Annotated in this window: 12 protein-coding genes; 4 read left to right on the forward strand and 8 right to left on the reverse strand. The window is 71.2% G+C overall.

The features are described 5' to 3' along the window. Positions 1 to 35: 35 nt before the first annotated feature. The 3 genes from nth (at position 36) to DXZ73_RS23675 (ending at position 3,052) form a co-directional block, all read left to right on the forward strand. Positions 36 to 1,028, forward strand: a complete 993-nt coding sequence (gene nth, locus DXZ73_RS23665; RefSeq protein WP_116213079.1) for an endonuclease III — start codon at positions 36 to 38, stop codon at positions 1,026 to 1,028. A 56-nt stretch (positions 1,029 to 1,084) separates the two neighbouring features. Beyond that, the gene (locus tag DXZ73_RS23670; RefSeq protein WP_116213080.1) at positions 1,085 to 1,768 is read left to right on the forward strand and encodes an NUDIX hydrolase; all 684 of its coding nucleotides are present in this window, start codon (positions 1,085 to 1,087) and stop codon (positions 1,766 to 1,768) included. Between the two features lie 84 nt (positions 1,769 to 1,852). Next, complete coding sequence (locus tag DXZ73_RS23675) at positions 1,853 to 3,052, forward strand: MarP family serine protease (protein ID WP_116213081.1); 1,200 nt, start codon at positions 1,853 to 1,855, stop codon at positions 3,050 to 3,052. Between the two features lie 87 nt (positions 3,053 to 3,139). Here the strand turns inward: DXZ73_RS23675 and DXZ73_RS23680 are convergent, their stop codons facing one another. The 7 genes from DXZ73_RS23680 to DXZ73_RS23710 form a co-directional block, all read right to left on the reverse strand. Continuing rightward, positions 3,140 to 3,352 carry a hypothetical protein gene (locus tag DXZ73_RS23680; protein ID WP_116213082.1) on the reverse strand — a complete coding sequence of 71 codons (213 nt, stop codon included), beginning with the start codon at positions 3,350 to 3,352 and terminating at the stop codon, positions 3,140 to 3,142. Positions 3,353 to 3,522: 170 nt separating this feature from the next. Beyond that, on the reverse strand, positions 3,523 to 4,536 hold the full coding sequence (locus tag DXZ73_RS23685; protein WP_240351461.1) for an alpha/beta fold hydrolase: 1,014 nt from the start codon (positions 4,534 to 4,536) through the stop codon (positions 3,523 to 3,525). Further along, on the reverse strand, positions 4,533 to 5,021 hold the full coding sequence (locus DXZ73_RS23690; protein ID WP_205519211.1) for a phage holin family protein: 489 nt from the start codon (positions 5,019 to 5,021) through the stop codon (positions 4,533 to 4,535). The genes DXZ73_RS23685 and DXZ73_RS23690 overlap by 4 nt, the downstream gene beginning before the upstream one ends. Before the next feature lie 66 nt (positions 5,022 to 5,087). Further along, positions 5,088 to 6,485, reverse strand: coding sequence for a Na+/H+ antiporter NhaA (nhaA, locus tag DXZ73_RS23695; RefSeq protein ID WP_116213083.1), 1,398 nt, complete (start codon positions 6,483 to 6,485; stop codon positions 5,088 to 5,090). A gap of 202 nt (positions 6,486 to 6,687) precedes the next feature. Further along, positions 6,688 to 8,655, reverse strand: coding sequence for an acetate--CoA ligase (acs, locus tag DXZ73_RS23700; RefSeq protein WP_116215798.1), 1,968 nt, complete (start codon positions 8,653 to 8,655; stop codon positions 6,688 to 6,690). A gap of 228 nt (positions 8,656 to 8,883) precedes the next feature. After that, positions 8,884 to 11,211 (reverse strand): SulP family inorganic anion transporter, encoded by a 2,328-nt coding sequence (locus tag DXZ73_RS23705; protein WP_116213084.1) that lies wholly within the window; start codon positions 11,209 to 11,211, stop codon positions 8,884 to 8,886. 298 nt (positions 11,212 to 11,509) lie between these two features. Then, positions 11,510 to 12,505, reverse strand: coding sequence for an ATP-binding protein (locus DXZ73_RS23710; RefSeq protein ID WP_116213085.1), 996 nt, complete (start codon positions 12,503 to 12,505; stop codon positions 11,510 to 11,512). Positions 12,506 to 12,606: 101 nt separating this feature from the next. Between DXZ73_RS23710 and DXZ73_RS23715 the strand changes: the two genes are divergently transcribed. Next, complete coding sequence (locus DXZ73_RS23715) at positions 12,607 to 13,428, forward strand: oxidoreductase (protein WP_116213086.1); 822 nt, start codon at positions 12,607 to 12,609, stop codon at positions 13,426 to 13,428. Between the two features lie 400 nt (positions 13,429 to 13,828). Here DXZ73_RS23715 and DXZ73_RS23720 read toward each other — a convergent pair whose 3' ends face one another. Next, entirely contained in the window at positions 13,829 to 14,674 is an 846-nt protein-coding gene (locus DXZ73_RS23720; protein ID WP_116213087.1) for an HAD family hydrolase, read from the reverse strand. Positions 14,675 to 14,755: the final 81 nt, after the last annotated feature.

Here is a 14,755-nt window from a genome sequence, read left to right on the forward strand (position 1 = left end):
GGGCCGGGAGGGTGACCGGGAGTCGCGATTCCGCTGTGGGCGAACACTCGTCCACGCAGCGGACGAATGCCGCGAGCGAGAACAAAACGCCGGGCGCGGCGTCGGGCGGTGGCAAGCCCGCGAAGCGCGCCGTCGCGCCCGCGAAACGCGCTGCCAAGACCTCGGCCAAGACCGCAGCGTCGACCGCCGGACGCGCCGCCAAGGCCACCGCGGCGAAGACCACCCCGGCGAAATCCGCTGCCCCGGCGAAATCCGCCACCGGGGCCGAGTCGCGGACCGCGCTCGTCCGCCGCGCGCGCCGGATCAACCGCGAGCTCGCCGAGGTCTATCCGTACGCCCATCCGGAGCTCGACTTCGAGAACTCCTTCGAGCTGCTGGTCGCCACGGTCCTCTCCGCGCAGACCACCGACCTGAGGGTCAACCAGACCACCCCGGCGCTCTTCGCCGCCTATCCGACGCCCGAGGACATGGCCGCGGCCGACCCCGAGGCGCTGGAGCAGCTGATCCGGCCGACCGGGTTCTTCCGGGCCAAGGCCAGGTCGCTCATAGGGCTCTCGACGGCGCTGCGCGACCGGTTCGACGGCGAGGTGCCGGGGCGGCTGGAGGACCTGGTGTCGCTGCCCGGCGTCGGCCGCAAGACGGCCAATGTCGTGCTGGGCAATGCCTTCGGGGTGCCCGGCATCACCGTGGACACCCACTTCGGGCGGCTCGTCCGGCGCTGGAAGTGGACCGACGAGACGGATCCGGAGAAGGTCGAGGCCGTGGTCTGCGACCTCTTCCCCAAGAGCGAGTGGACGATGCTCTCGCACCGGGTCGTCTTCCACGGGCGGCGCATCTGCCACTCCCGCAAGCCCGCCTGCGGGGCCTGCCCGATCGCCCCGCTCTGCCCGTCCTACGGAGAGGGCGAGACGGACCCGGAGAAGGCGAAGAAGCTGCTGAAGTACGAGAAGGGCGGACTGCCGGGCCAGCGGCTGAAGCCCCCGCCGGACTACCCGGGCCTGCCCGCGCGCCCGCTGGGCGCCGAGTGAGCGTGCCGGAGGGCACTGCGAAGTGAGCCGATGAGCGCACGTACGAGGGGAAGCGCATGACCAGCACGTACGGCAGGGGAGCCGCTGTCACCGCGGAGGGGCTGCCGGAGTGGCTCGAACCGGTGGCGCGCGCCTCCGAGACGATCGAGCCGCAGCAGCTCAGCCGCTTCCTGCCGCCGGACACGGGCGGCCGGCAGTCCGCCGTGCTCGTCCTCTTCGGCGACGGTCCCAAGGGGCCGGAGCTGCTGCTCCTGGAGCGCGCCGGGACGCTGCGCTCGCACGCGGGGCAGCCGTCGTTCCCCGGGGGCGCGCTCGACCCGGAGGACGGCGACCCGGCCGGCGGCGGGCCGGTGCGGGCCGCGCTGCGGGAGGCCGAGGAGGAGACCGGGCTCGACCCGTCCGGCGTGCAGGTCTTCGGCGTGCTGCCCCGGCTCTACATCCCGGTGAGCGACTTCGTGGTGACGCCCGTGCTCGGCTGGTGGCGCGAGCCCAGCCCCGTCGGGCCGGTCGACAAGGGCGAGACCGCGCGGGTCTTCGCCGTGCCGGTGGCCGATCTGGCCGACCCGGCGAACCGGGCCATGGCCAAGCACCCCAGCGGCCACATAGGACCCGCCTTCAGGGTCCAGGGCGCGCTCGTATGGGGGTTCACCGCAGGGGTGATCGACCGGATTCTGCACTACTCCGGCTGGGAGCGGCCCTGGGACCGGGCACGGCAGGTCCCGCTGGACCAGCACGCCTGACAGGCATGAGACGGTGACCTCGGCCCCACCCCCGGGCGCGGGGCCGCCGACCCCGCCGACAACATCATTGCGAGGCATTTCCCGGTGAACGTGCTGGATGTCGTGCTGCTGATCGCTGCCGTGTGGTTCGCCGTCGTCGGCTACCGCCAAGGCTTCGTCGTCGGGGTGCTGTCCGTGATCGGCTTCATCGGCGGCGGCCTGGTCGCCGTCTATGTGCTGCCTCTCATCTGGGACAGCGCCACGGGCGATGCCACACCGGGCACGGCCGCCGCCGTCGCGGCCGTCGTCATCGTCATCGTCTGCGCCTCGATCGGCCAGGCCGCGACGACCCACCTCGGCAACAAGCTGCGCCGCCACATCACCTGGTCCCCGGCCCGCGCGCTGGACGCCACCGGGGGCGCGCTCGTCAACGTCCTGGCGATGCTGCTGGTCGCCTGGCTGATCGGCTCCGCCCTCGCCGGCACGTCCCTGCCGACGCTCGGCAAGGAGGTCCGCAACTCCAAGGTGCTGCTCGGCGTCGCCCGGGTCGTCCCCTCACAGGCCAACACCTGGTTCGCGGACTTCAGCACGGCCCTGGCGCAGAACGGCTTCCCGCAGGTCTTCGCGCCGTTCTCCACCGAGCCCATCACCTCCGTCCCCGCGCCCGACCCCGCGCTCGCCGAGGGCCCCGTCGCCACCTCCGCCCAGCGCAGCGTCGTCAAGGTCGTCGGCACGGCACCCAGCTGCGGCAAGGTCCTGGAGGGCTCCGGCTTCGTCTTCGACCGGCACCGCGTGATGACCAACGCCCATGTCGTCGGCGGCGTGGACGAGCCGACCGTCCAGATCGGCGGGCAGGGCCGGCAGTACGAGGCGAAGGTCGTCCTTTACGACTGGAAGCGGGACATCGCCGTCCTGGACGTGCCCCAGCTGGAGGCGCCCGCCCTGCGGTTCGCCGAGAGCGACGCCGTGACGGGCCGGAGCGCCATCGTCGTCGGCTTCCCCGAGAACGGCGCGTACGACGTGCGCGCCGCCCGCGTCCGCAGCCGGGTGCAGGCCAACGGCCCGGACATCTACCACCGCGGCAACGTCCGCCGCGACGTCTACTCGCTCTACACCACCGTGCGCCAGGGCAACTCCGGCGGCCCCTTGCTCACGCCGGACGGCCGGGTCTACGGCGTGGTCTTCGCGAAGTCGCTCGACGACGCCGACACCGGCTACGCCCTCACGGCGGACGAGGTGCGCCCCGATGTCGTCAGCGGCCGTACGGCCGTCGACAGGGTCAACACCCAGAGCTGCGCCCTCTGAGCTCCCACGAGGGCCCTGCGCGGGCCCCTGGGGGCCGTTCCGGCACCGGGGGAGCGGGACGGGCCCGCGCGGGCCCGTGAGGTCGCGTCAGCGGCCGCGCGGGTGGTGCCGCAGCCGCGCGGACACCCAGCGGGCGCGGCGGCGGATGATGCGTGGGATTCCGATGAGCGGATCCGGCCCGGCCACCGGCCGGTGCTCCGCCCTCGCGGCCCTGTCGGTCACCTCGCTCACAGCCACTGCGGCGTCGCCCTCGGCGGCCCGCTCCTGTGTCGCGTCACGGTAGTCGTGCGTCCAGCCCATACAGAGCTCTGTGCCCGGGGCCAAAGGTCGGTAATCGCCCCGGGGTCCCCCAATTGGCCTATGCGCCGGGCAATTGGCCGTTCGGGGAACGGGCGTTCCCGCGCACGTCGAGGGGCGCCGACGGCCCGCGCCGGGCGACTTCCGGCCGGTCGCCGGGCCAACGGCGGAGGCTAGCGGTCCGGTTCCGGGTCCTTGAGCCAGTTGACCAGTTCGGTGGAGAACGCCACCGGGTCCTCCTCGTGCGGGAAGTGCCCCAGCCCGTCGAAGAGCCGCCAGCGGTACGGCGCCTCCACGTACTCCCCGGACCCCGCGGCACTGCGCGTACGCATCACCGGATCGAGGGAACCGTGCAGGTGCAGCGTCGGCACCCGCACCGGCCGCTTCATCCGGCGGTTGAACTGGATGCCGTCGGGGCGCGCCATCGACCGCACCATCCAGCGGTACGGCTCGATCGAGCAGTGCGCCGTGGAGGGGATCGCCATGGCCCGCCGGTAGGCGTCGACCGCGTCGTCGTCCGGCAGCCGGGGGCCCGACCACTCCCGCATCAGCCGCCCCACCAGCGCCGCGTCGTCCGCGACCAGCCGCCGCTCGGGCAGCCAGGGCTGCTGGAAGCCCCAGACGTACGAGCCGGCCGCGCTCTGCTTGACGTCGGAGAGCATCGCCGAACGCCAGCGGCGCGGGTGCGGCATCGAGGAGACCGCGAGCCTGCGCACCAGCTTCGGCCGCATCACGGCCGCCGTCCACGCCAGATAGCCGCCCAGGTCGTGGCCCACCAGCGCGGCGTCCGGCTCCCCGAGCGAGCGGATCACGCCGGTGATGTCGAGGGCGAGGTTCGCCGGGTCGTAGCCGCGCGGCGTACGGTCGCTGCCGCCCACCCCGCGCAGGTCCATCGCGACCGCCCGGAACCCGGCGTCCGAGAGCGCCCGCAACTGATGCCGCCACGTCCACCAGAACTGCGGGAACCCGTGCAACAGCAGCACCAGGGGCCCCTCGCCCATCTCGGCGATGTGGAACCGCGCGCCGTTCGCCGCGACGTCCCGGTGGGTCCAGGGCCCTTCGGGGCGGACGACCGACGCCCCGGAGACCACCGGGGCCGGGGTCTTCCGCGCCGCCGGGGAGCCGGCGGAGGGATCGTGTCCGGGGTCGGGGGACGCGGGCGCTGCGGAGGTATCGGGCACCGTCATACGGCCGAGCGTGTCACAGATGCGTCGGAGCGGCCCGTGTCGACCAGCGGATGCGGATGCGGCTTGACGGTGCCCAGGACGGCGGCCGTCTGCTTTGCGGAGGCAATGCTCTTCTCGGGCTTCTTGACCTTCTTGAACCTGTTCACGGCCAGCAGTCCGAGAACCGCCGCGACCAGCAGGAACGCTCCACCGACGATCAGGAACGACCAGGCGAGACCCATGCCGAGGTTATGGACGCCGTACGCCGCCGCGAAGCTCAGCACGGGCAGCGAGAACAGCGCCAGCGTGCCGGCCGCGGCGATCGCGCCACCGCCGATGCCGATCCGCTTGGCGTCCTGCCGCAGCTCGGCCTTGGCCAGCGCGATCTCGTCGTGCACCAGTGCGGACAGCTCGGTGGTGGCCGTCGCCACCAGCCGGCCGAGGCTGCGGTCCGCGCCGTCGGCACCGTTCACACCGGTCGCCGCACCGTCGTCGGCTGCGCTCATCGGCTGCTCCCTCATCGTCATCAGCTCGTCATCTGCGGGTCTCCAGCGGATGTGAAGACTCTCAGATCATGCCGGACCATCGTCCCCGGCGGTGCGCCCGGCAGCGACTTCGGCCAGCCTGCGGTGCTCGGCCGCCTTCGCCTCCAGGATCGCCGCCATCCGGAGGTGGTACGCGGGATTGTCCTGCTCATAGATGTCGGGGATGCCGTCGTGGTCCTCGTCGAGGTCCTCCTCGGCGCACAGCTTCCTGTACTTGTTGTCGCGCAGCTTGAGCAGCACGCTCGCGAGCACCGCGGCTATCAGCGAGCCGACGAGCACGGATGCCTTGATCTCGTCGGTGAGCAGCTGGTTCCCCTTGAAGGCGAGCTCGCCGATCAGCAGGGAGACCGTGAAGCCGATGCCGGCCAGTGAGGCGACGGCCAGCACGTCCGGCCACTTGAGGTCGGGGTTGAGTTCGGCCTTGGTGAAGCGCGCCGCCAGCCAGGTACCGCCGAACACGCCGATCGCCTTGCCCACGACCAGACCGAGGACGACACCCAGCGTCTCGGGCCGGGTGAAGACGTCCGACAGCGCGCCGCCGGAGATCGCGACACCCGCCGAGAACAGCGCGAACAGCGGCACGGCCAGGCCCGCCGACAGGGGGCGCACGAGGTGCTCGATGTGCTCGCCGGGGGAGTGCGCCTCGTCCTCGTGCCGGGTGCAGCGCAGCATCAGGCCCATGGCGACGCCCGCGATGGTCGCGTGGACGCCGCTGTTGTACATCAGCGCCCAGTTGACGATGCCCAGGGGGACATAGACGTACCAGCCGCGCACGCCCTTGCGGAGCAGCAGCCAGAAGACGACCAGACCCAGCACGGCGAAACCGAGGGCGGCGAAGTTCAGCCGCTGTGTGAAGAAGACCGCGATGATCAGGATCGCGAAGAGGTCGTCGACGACGGCCAGGGTCAGCAGGAACGCCCGGAGCGCCGACGGCAGGGAGGTGCCGATGACGGCGAGCACGGCGAGCGCGAAGGCGATGTCGGTGGCGGTGGGCACGGCCCAGCCCGCCGTCGAGCCGCCGCCGGTCGTCACCACGGTGAAGTAGACGAGCGCGGGCACGGCCATGCCGCAGACCGCCGCGACGACGGGGAGGACCGCCGCCTTGGGGTCGCGCAGCTCGCCCGCGACCAGCTCGCGCTTGAGCTCGATGCCCGCCACGAAGAAGAAGACGGCCAGCAGCCCGTCGGCCGCCCAGTGCTGGACCGAAAGATTCAGGCCGAGGGAGCCGGGGCCGAAGTGGAACGAGCTGACCGACTGATAGCTGCCGCGCAGCGGGGTGTTCGCCCAGATCAGCGCGGCGACGGCAGCGATGAGCAGCAGCACACCGCCCACGGTCTCGGTACGCAGGGCGTCGGCGAGGTAATTCCGCTCGGGCAGCGGCAACCGGCCGAGGAAGACGGAGCGGCGGTTCTTGGGCGCGGCCACGGCGGAGGACCTCCTGGGGTCGACTGGATACACGTGTGCTGTGTGCCGACCAGACTTCCCGGCGCGCCCATGATTCTTGTCGCGTTTTTGACGCGATGAATACTTACCTTAGCCCGAAAGTGTGAGGGGCACCCGGCGCGATGCCGGGTGCCCCTCACTCGTACGGGATGTCTTCTGGCTGCCCCAAGGGCTGCGCTACCTGTCAGTCCTCGCTGCTCGCGGCCGGGAGCTGGGTCTGGATGAGGTCCATGACCGAGGAGTCGGTCAGCGTGGTGACGTCCCCGAGGGTGCGGTTCTCGGCCACGTCGCGCAGCAGCCGGCGCATGATCTTGCCGGAGCGGGTCTTGGGCAACTCGGCGACAGGGAGGATGCGCTTGGGCTTGGCGATCGGGCCGAGCTGCTTGGCGACGTGTGCCCGCAGCTCCTCGACCAGGCCCTCCTCGTTCGCGTCCGCGTTGCCGCGCAGGATCACGAAGGCGCAGATGGCCTGGGTGGTCTGCGGGTCGGCCGCGCCGACGACGGCCGCCTCGGCGACCTTGGGGTGCGAGACGAGTGCGGACTCGACCTCGGTGGTGGAGATGTTGTGGCCGGAGACCAGCATCACGTCGTCGACGCGGCCGAGGAGCCAGATGTCGCCGTCGTCGTCCTTCTTCGCGCCGTCGCCCGCGAAGTATTTGTGCTCGAAGCGGGACCAGTAGGTGTCGATGTAGCGCTGGTCGTCGCCCCAGATGGTGCGGAGCATGGAGGGCCAGGGCTCGGTGAGGACGAGGTAGCCGCCGTGGCCGTCGGGCACCTCGCGCGCGTCGTCGTCCACGACGGTGGCCGCGATGCCGGGGAGCGCCAGCTGGGCGGAGCCGGGCTTGGTGGCGGTGACGCCGGGCAGCGGGCTGATCATGATGCTGCCGGTCTCGGTCTGCCACCAGGTGTCGACGACGGGGGTCTTGTCGGCGCCGATGTGCTTGCGGTACCAGACCCAGGCCTCGGGGTTGATGGGTTCGCCGACCGAGCCGAGGATGCGCAGGCTGGACAGGTCGAACTTGGCGGGGATGTCGTCGCCCCACTTCATGGCGGCGCGGATCGCGGTCGGCGCGGTGTAGAGGATCGTGACGCCGTACTTCTGGACGATCTCCCACCAGCGGCCCTGGTGGGGGCTGTCGGGCGTGCCCTCGTAGAGGACCTCGGTCGCGCCGTTGCTCAAGGGGCCGTAGACGATGTACGAGTGGCCGGTGACCCAGCCGACGTCGGCCGTGCACCAGAAGACGTCCGTCTCCGGCTTGAGGTCGAAGACGGCGTGGTGGGTGTACGAGGCCTGGGTGAGGTAGCCGCCGGTGGTGTGCAGGATGCCCTTGGGCTTCCCCGTGGTGCCGGAGGTGTAGAGGATGAACAGCGGGTGCTCGGCGTCGAACGCCTGCGGGGTGTGCCGGTCGGACTGGCGCTCGACGAGGTCGTGCCACCACACGTCGCGGCCCTCGGTCCAGGTGACGTCCTCCTGGCCGGTGCGGCGGACGACGAGGACGCTGCGGACGTGTCCGGTGCCGGGGCGGGTCAGAGCCTCGTCGACGGCGGGCTTGAGCGCGGAGGGCTTGCCGCGCCGGTAACCGCCGTCGGCGGTGATGACGACGCGGGCGTCGGCGTCGTTGATGCGGGTCGCGAGGGCGTCCGCGGAGAAGCCGCCGAAGACGAGCGAGTGCGGGGCGCCGATCCGGGCGCAGGCGAGCATCGAGACGACGGCCTCGGGGATCATCGGCAGATAGATCGCGACCCGGTCGCCCGCCTGGACACCCAGCTCCGTCAGGGCGTTGGCGGCCTTGGAGACCTCGCGCTGGAGCTCGGCGTAGGTGATGGTGCGGGTGTCGCCGGGCTCGCCCTCGAAGTGGATGGCGACGCGGTCGCCGAGGCCGTTCTCCACATGGCGGTCCACGCAGTTGTACGCCACGTTGAGCCTGCCGTCGGCGAACCACTTGGCGAACGGCGGGTTCGACCAGTCCAACGTCTCGGTCGGATCGGTCTCCCAGCTCAGGCGGCGGGCCTGCTCGGCCCAGAAGCCCAGCCGATCAGCCCGCGCCTGCTCGTACGCCTCTGCAGTGACATTGGCGCTCTCGGCCAGGTCTGCAGGCGGTGCGAACCGGCGCTCCTCCTTCAAGAGGTTGGCCAGGCTTTCGTTGCTCACGACATCTCCCTTTCCCAGGGTGCCCGTTGCGTCCCGGTCCATAGCTCATCAGCCCGGGGTGCACTCTGACAAGGGTTGTCGGAAAAAACTGGTTTAGACCTTTGTGCGGACCGGTTGTTCGAGGTCAGACGGGTGATGCGGGGGCGGCCGGGGAGGTGCCCAGGTGCGGACCGGGCAAGGCGCCGGGGCGGCCGGAGCCCGTACCGCTCCCGGCTCGGCCGCCATCCCTCAGACGGCGTCGAGAACTTCCGGCCGCACTGCCTTGAAGGTCCGCGAGCGCTGGTTGAGAACATAGGCCTGGGCCTCGGCCACGTGGAAATACATCCCCTGGAGCTGAAGCGTTCCTTCCGCCACGCGGCGGGCGACGGACGCATGGGCCATCAGGTGGTCGAGCTGCTGCATCACATTGACGAGCGCGAGGCGTTCGACGTCGTCCGCCACGGGGCGGTCGGCCAGCGCGACCTCGCCGCGGCCGAGCCGGCCGATCCGCTGCATCCGGGCCAGGCTCGGGCGGCCGTGCCGCAACCAGCGGGTGAGCGAGGTCTGCTGGGCGCCCGGCCCCTGGTCTGCGGCGTCGAGCAGCGCCTGCATCGCCCCGCATCCGGAGTGCCCGCAGACGGTGATGGTGCCGACCTCCAGCACCTCCACCGCGTACTCCACGGCGGCGCCGACCGAATCGCAGGTGCCGTCGGAGCCGGGCGGAGGCATCAGATTGCCGACGTTGCGCACGGTGAACAGATCGCCGGGACCGCTGGAGGTGATCATGCTCGTCACCAGCCGGGAGTCGGCGCAGGTGAGGAAGAGCTGGGTGGGGCGCTGCCCTTCGAGGGCGAGCCGGGCCAGCTCGTCCCGCACCAGGGGGGCCGTGTGGCGCTGGAACGCGGTGACCCCGCCGAGGAGCTGCCGCCCGCCGCCGGTGTCCGCGGTGTCGTGGTCGACGGCGGGGCGGGTGCAGTGGTGATTGCGCCAGGGGGTCCATGGGTGGCACGCGTGGGCGCTGGACGGCTCGGCGATCGGCTGCCCCCCGCGCCCGCGGAGGGTGACCCAACCACCCTGTGCCCGGTGGGTGTCGGTCCATGACTGCAGGGCGTCATAGGCGGCGTGATCCATGAACGAACCTCCCAGTTCGACCACCACGCCCGCGCGGGCGGGCACTTGTGCCAGCGCCCGGGTCAGCCGTGGCACCGCGAGGAACGTCAACTGACCGCTGACGACGACCAGGTGACCGCTCGGCCGGGCCTCGACGGTGATACGGGTGTGGGCGAGCCGCCGCAGGGAGAGGAAGGCGGCGACCACGACCCCGACCGTGAGCCCCTGGAGCACGCCGAGCAGCACCACCGACCCCAGGGTGGCCGCGTACATCGGGAAGTCCCGGTGCCGCCGCACGTGCTTGATGTGGGCGAAGCTCACCATCTTGACGCCGACGGCCATGACCAGCGCGGCCAGCGCCGCCAAGGGGATCAGCTCCAGCACGGAAGTGAGCAGGCCCGCGCAGAGCAGCACCCACACCCCGTGCAGGACCGTGGACTTACGGGTGGCGGCCCCCGCCCTGACGTTCGCCGAGCCGCGCAGCGCGCCACCGGCGATCGGCAGCCCGCCCAGCAGCCCGGACACCACATTCGCCGCCCCTTGCCCGACGAGCTCCCGGTCGAGCGCGGCCGGGCCGGCCGGCGCGTCCGGCTGCTCGGCCCGCAACCGGTCGACCGCCACCGCGGACAGCAGCGACTCCATGCTCGCGACGAGGGTGACCGTCAGGACGGCCGCGAACACCCCGAGCACCGGCCCCTCCGGCAGGGCGGGCATTGCCTGGAACTCCCACCGGGGCAGCGAGACCCGGGGCAGGGTCAGCCCGGTGGCGGCCGCGGTGGCCACGGCGACCGCGGCCAGCGGCGCCGGGACCGTGCGCAGCCCATGGCCGAATCGCCCCGGCAGCCGGGGCCAGGCGACCAGCACGGCCAGCGTGATCGCGCCGACGAGCAGGGCCGACGGGTGCGGGTCCGTCAGCACCGAGGGAAGCGCGGCGAGATTGGCCGGTGCCGAGCTGTACGGGCTGCCGCCCAGGACGACATGGACCTGTCCGAGCGCGATGGTGACGCCGATGCCCGCGAGCAGGCCGTGCACGATGGCCGGGCTGACGGCGGGCGCGGCGCGGGCCACCCGGGCCGCGCCGAGCGCCAGTTGGGCCAGGCCCGCGAGGACGGTGATCGCGCAGGTGGCCCGCCAGCCGTACCTCTGCACCAGCTCCGCGGTCACCACGACGAGCCCCGTGGCGGCGCCGCTGACCTGGAGCGGGGCGCCGCCCAGCAGTCCCGGGACGATGCCGCCGACCGCCGCCGCGACCAGGCCGGCGCGGAGCGGGGCGCCGGTGGCCAGGGCGATGCCCAGGGAGAGCGGGACGGCGATCAGGAAGACGACCACGGAAGCGGAGAGATCCCGCCGCCAGCCGGACCCGCCGGAGATGCGTTTTCCGCTGCGTTGTGAGTCCGTCGAGTCTGTTGTTTCCGACGTACCCGTTGTCTTCGACGTATCCGTCGTATTCGTCGACTGAGGCTGCATGGGCGTTCCCGTCTTCGTCGGGGCGGCGCGGCCGCGGATGGGACGCGGCCGTGGTCACGGCGTGCAGCGGCGGGAGCTGGCTGCGGTGGCGGGGGTGTATCAACACTCGGTAAACGAATCGTAATGGAGAGTAAAGGTGGAGGGAAGGCCGGAAGGTCGACGAAGAGTGCGATTCCTCCTATCGAGTGAAGACGTGTCTTTATCTGCCAGCTGTTCTTCGATTTCGTTCTGTGTGGGGGGTGTTGCCTGTGTCGAGTGCGCTACGGCTGTTTCCCGCCGTTTCTTTTCGGGACTCCGATCAGGCGGGCAGCGGTGCGGTGGCCGCCTGCCGCTCGTCGAGGACGAACGAGGGGTCGACCTGGGCGGCCAGATCGGCGCCGGTCTTGGCGTTGCCCCAGCTCTCCGCGTTCTTCAGGTGGAAGTGCACCATCTGTCGCGTGTAGCGCTGCCAGTCGCGCCGCTCGTACGCGCCGTCCGCCGTCTCACGAAGCGTCCGCAGCGCCGCCCGGTTGGACTCCTCGAGCAGCCCGAAGCGGGGCGGCCGGCCCTTCTCCATGGCCCGCACCCAGTCGGAGTGGCCGACCGTGACCAGCAGGTCGTCACCGACCTCCGCACGCAGGAAGTCGAGGTCGTCGGCTCCCTGCACCTTGTTGCCGACCACCTTCAGGGAGACCCCGAAGTCCTGTGCGTACTCCTTGTACTGGCGGTAGACCGAGACTCCCTTGCGGGTGGGCTCGGCCACCAGGAACGTCATGTCGAAGCGGGTGAACATCCCGGACGCGAAGGAGTCGCTGCCCGCCGTCATGTCGACGACGACATACTCACCGGGGCCGTCGACAAGGTGGTTGAGGCACAACTCGACCGCGCCGACCTTGGAGTGGTAGCAGGCGACTCCAAGGTCGGACTCGGTGAACGGGCCGGTGGCCATCAGCCGGACCGAGGCGCCGTCGTCCAGCGGCACGGTGCGGGCGCAGGCCGCGTAGACGGGGTTCTCCTCGTCCACCCGCAGCAGCCGTGAGCCCTCGCCCGGCGGGGTCGTCTTGATCATCGTGGCGGCGGAGGTGATCCGGGGGTTGCCGCCGCGCAGATAGTCCTTGATCAAAGGGAGCTGGGCGCCCATCGCGGGCAGTGCGGCGGCCTCCTCGTCGTCCAGCCCGAGCGCGGCGCCGAGGTGCTGGTTGATATCGGCGTCCACCGCGATCAGGGGGGCGCCGTCCGCGGCGAGATGGCGGATGAACAGTGAGGACAGCGTGGTCTTGCCGCTGCCGCCCTTGCCTACGAAAGCGATCTTCATGTTCACCAAGCGTAGGGCGATGGCCGCAGAAAGTGAGAGCCGCGCGTGAAGAAGACCACTCCTTCGGGGGGTGTGAAGCCAAAGTGCGTACTGTTTTACCCATGAGTACGACTGCCGACCCGCTCGCGGCCCTGGGTTCGCTCCCTGGCGTTGCCGACTCCGTGGACTCCGTGCGCAAGGCGGTGGACCGTGTCTACGGTCACCGGGTGATGCGCCGCCGCAGCAATGAGATCGCCTCCGAGGCCGCGCTGCGCGGAGCGCGTGGCTCCGCGGCGCTCTCCGGCGCCGACTGGGCGCTCGAAGAGGTGCGTCGCCGCACCGACTTCAGCGTCGAAGGCGAGCCGCGGACGGTGGGTGCGGCCCTGAGGCTCACTGCCGAGGCGGGGCAACTGCTGAGCGTATGGCGGCAGTCGCCGCTGCGGGTGCTGGCCAGGCTGCACCTGGTGGCGGCGGGCGGCAACCGGCCCGACGAGACGGTGGGGCGGCCCCGGCTGGCGGGCGAACCGGTCGACGAGCCGCTGATCGAGCTGGAGCTGCCGAGCGCCTCCGAGGTGTCGGGGCGGCTGGACGGGCTGGCCGAGCTGCTGATCGCGGGCAGTGGGGCGCCCGCGCTGGTGACGGCCGCCGTGGTGCACGGCGAACTGCTCGCGCTGCGACCCTTCGGATCGTGCAACGGCCTGGTGGCGCGCACCGCCGAGAGGATCGTCCTCGTCGGCAGCGGGCTCGACCCCAAGTCGGTCTGCCCCGCGGAGGTGGGTCACGCCGAATTGGGCCGGGCGGCCTACGTGGCGGCGCTCGACGGCTATGTGTCCGGTACGCCCGAGGGGGTGGCGGCCTGGATCATCCACTGTGCCCGCGCCCTGGAGCTGGGAGTGCGGGAGAGCACGGCCGTCTGCGAGGCGCTTCAGCGCGGAGCGGCCTGACGGGCCGGCCCCGGTCCCCTGGCCGGGGCCGAGGCGCGCTTCCGGGCCGGGGCGCCCGGGGCCGAGGAGGGCTCCGAGTCGGGAGAAGTGCTGGAAAACCTGGAGACAGGGTTGCGGCGGTACCGGTCAAATCCGGTACCGCCGCTGGCATGTTCGCCGGGTTACCATGCGTGCACGATGTTTGCCCATCAGGTCGAGACTTCGCTCGCCCCTGGTGCGGCTGGCCCGTAATCGACGGGTCGGCGTCGCGTGGGTGCCCGACGTTCATGCTCGGTCCGTGGGGCCGTGGTGCGTGAAGGGCTTCCTCATCGGATGTCCCTGGTCTCGCGGGCCGTTGATTCCTTTCTACTCCTGTCGCCCACGAAGCGGAAGCCCAAGCCGCAGTTCTTTGCTTTTGCCTTCAAAGGCGGGCAATGCGGGCGCCGGGTGTGCGGCGTCGGCTGGCGAGCCAGACCAGGCTCGCGGTGGCGACGGCCGCGCCGACCGCGGCGGCGGTGACAAGGGCGGGGCGGGAAGGCAAAGAGAGGGCCGGAACGCGCTGCTTGAGGCGCACCGGCCGGTTGAAGGACAGGATCGGCCAGTCGCGGGCGGCCGCCTCCCGGCGCAACGCGCGGTCCGGATTCACCGCGTGCGGGTGCCCCACCGATTCGAGCATCGGGATATCGGTCACCGAGTCGCTGTACGCATAGCAGCGCGCGAGATCGTATCCCTCGGACTCCGCGAGCTCCCTGATGGCCTCGGCCTTGGTCGGGCCATAGGCGTAGTACTCGACTTCGCCGGTGAAGGCGCCGTCCTCGACGACCATGCGGGTGGCGACCACGCGGTCCGCGCCGAGGAGTTCACCGATCGGCTCGACGACCTCGGCGCCGGAGGTGCTGACAATCACCACGTCGCGGCCGGCGGTGTGGTGTGCTTCGATGAGAGAGGCGGCCTCGTCGTAAATGATCGGGTCGATGAGTTCGTGCAGAGTCTCCGCGACGAGCTCACGGACCTGCTGGACATTCCAGCCCCGGCAGAGCGCGGAGAGATACTCGCGCATCCGCTCCATCTGGTCATGATCGGCGCCGCCGGCGAGGAAGACGAACTGCGCGTATGCGGTTCGCAGGACGGCGCGTCGGTTGATCAAACCGCCTTGGTAGAAGGACTTGCTGAAGGTGAGCGTGCTCGACTTGGCAATGACCGTCTTGTCCAGATCAAAGAACGCGGCTGTCCGGGACAGCGAGTGGTTTTCCACGGTGCCGAGCATAGGGGCCCTCCATTCGGCGTAAGCTGAGGCGTGTGGGTTTGCCTGAGAAGGCTCTCGGGTACACCATGGAAGTCACGGATC

Source organism: Streptoverticillium olivoreticuli subsp. olivoreticuli, assembly GCF_003391135.1.
Classification (GTDB): Bacteria; Actinomycetota; Actinomycetes; order Streptomycetales; family Streptomycetaceae; genus Streptomyces; species Streptomyces blastmyceticus.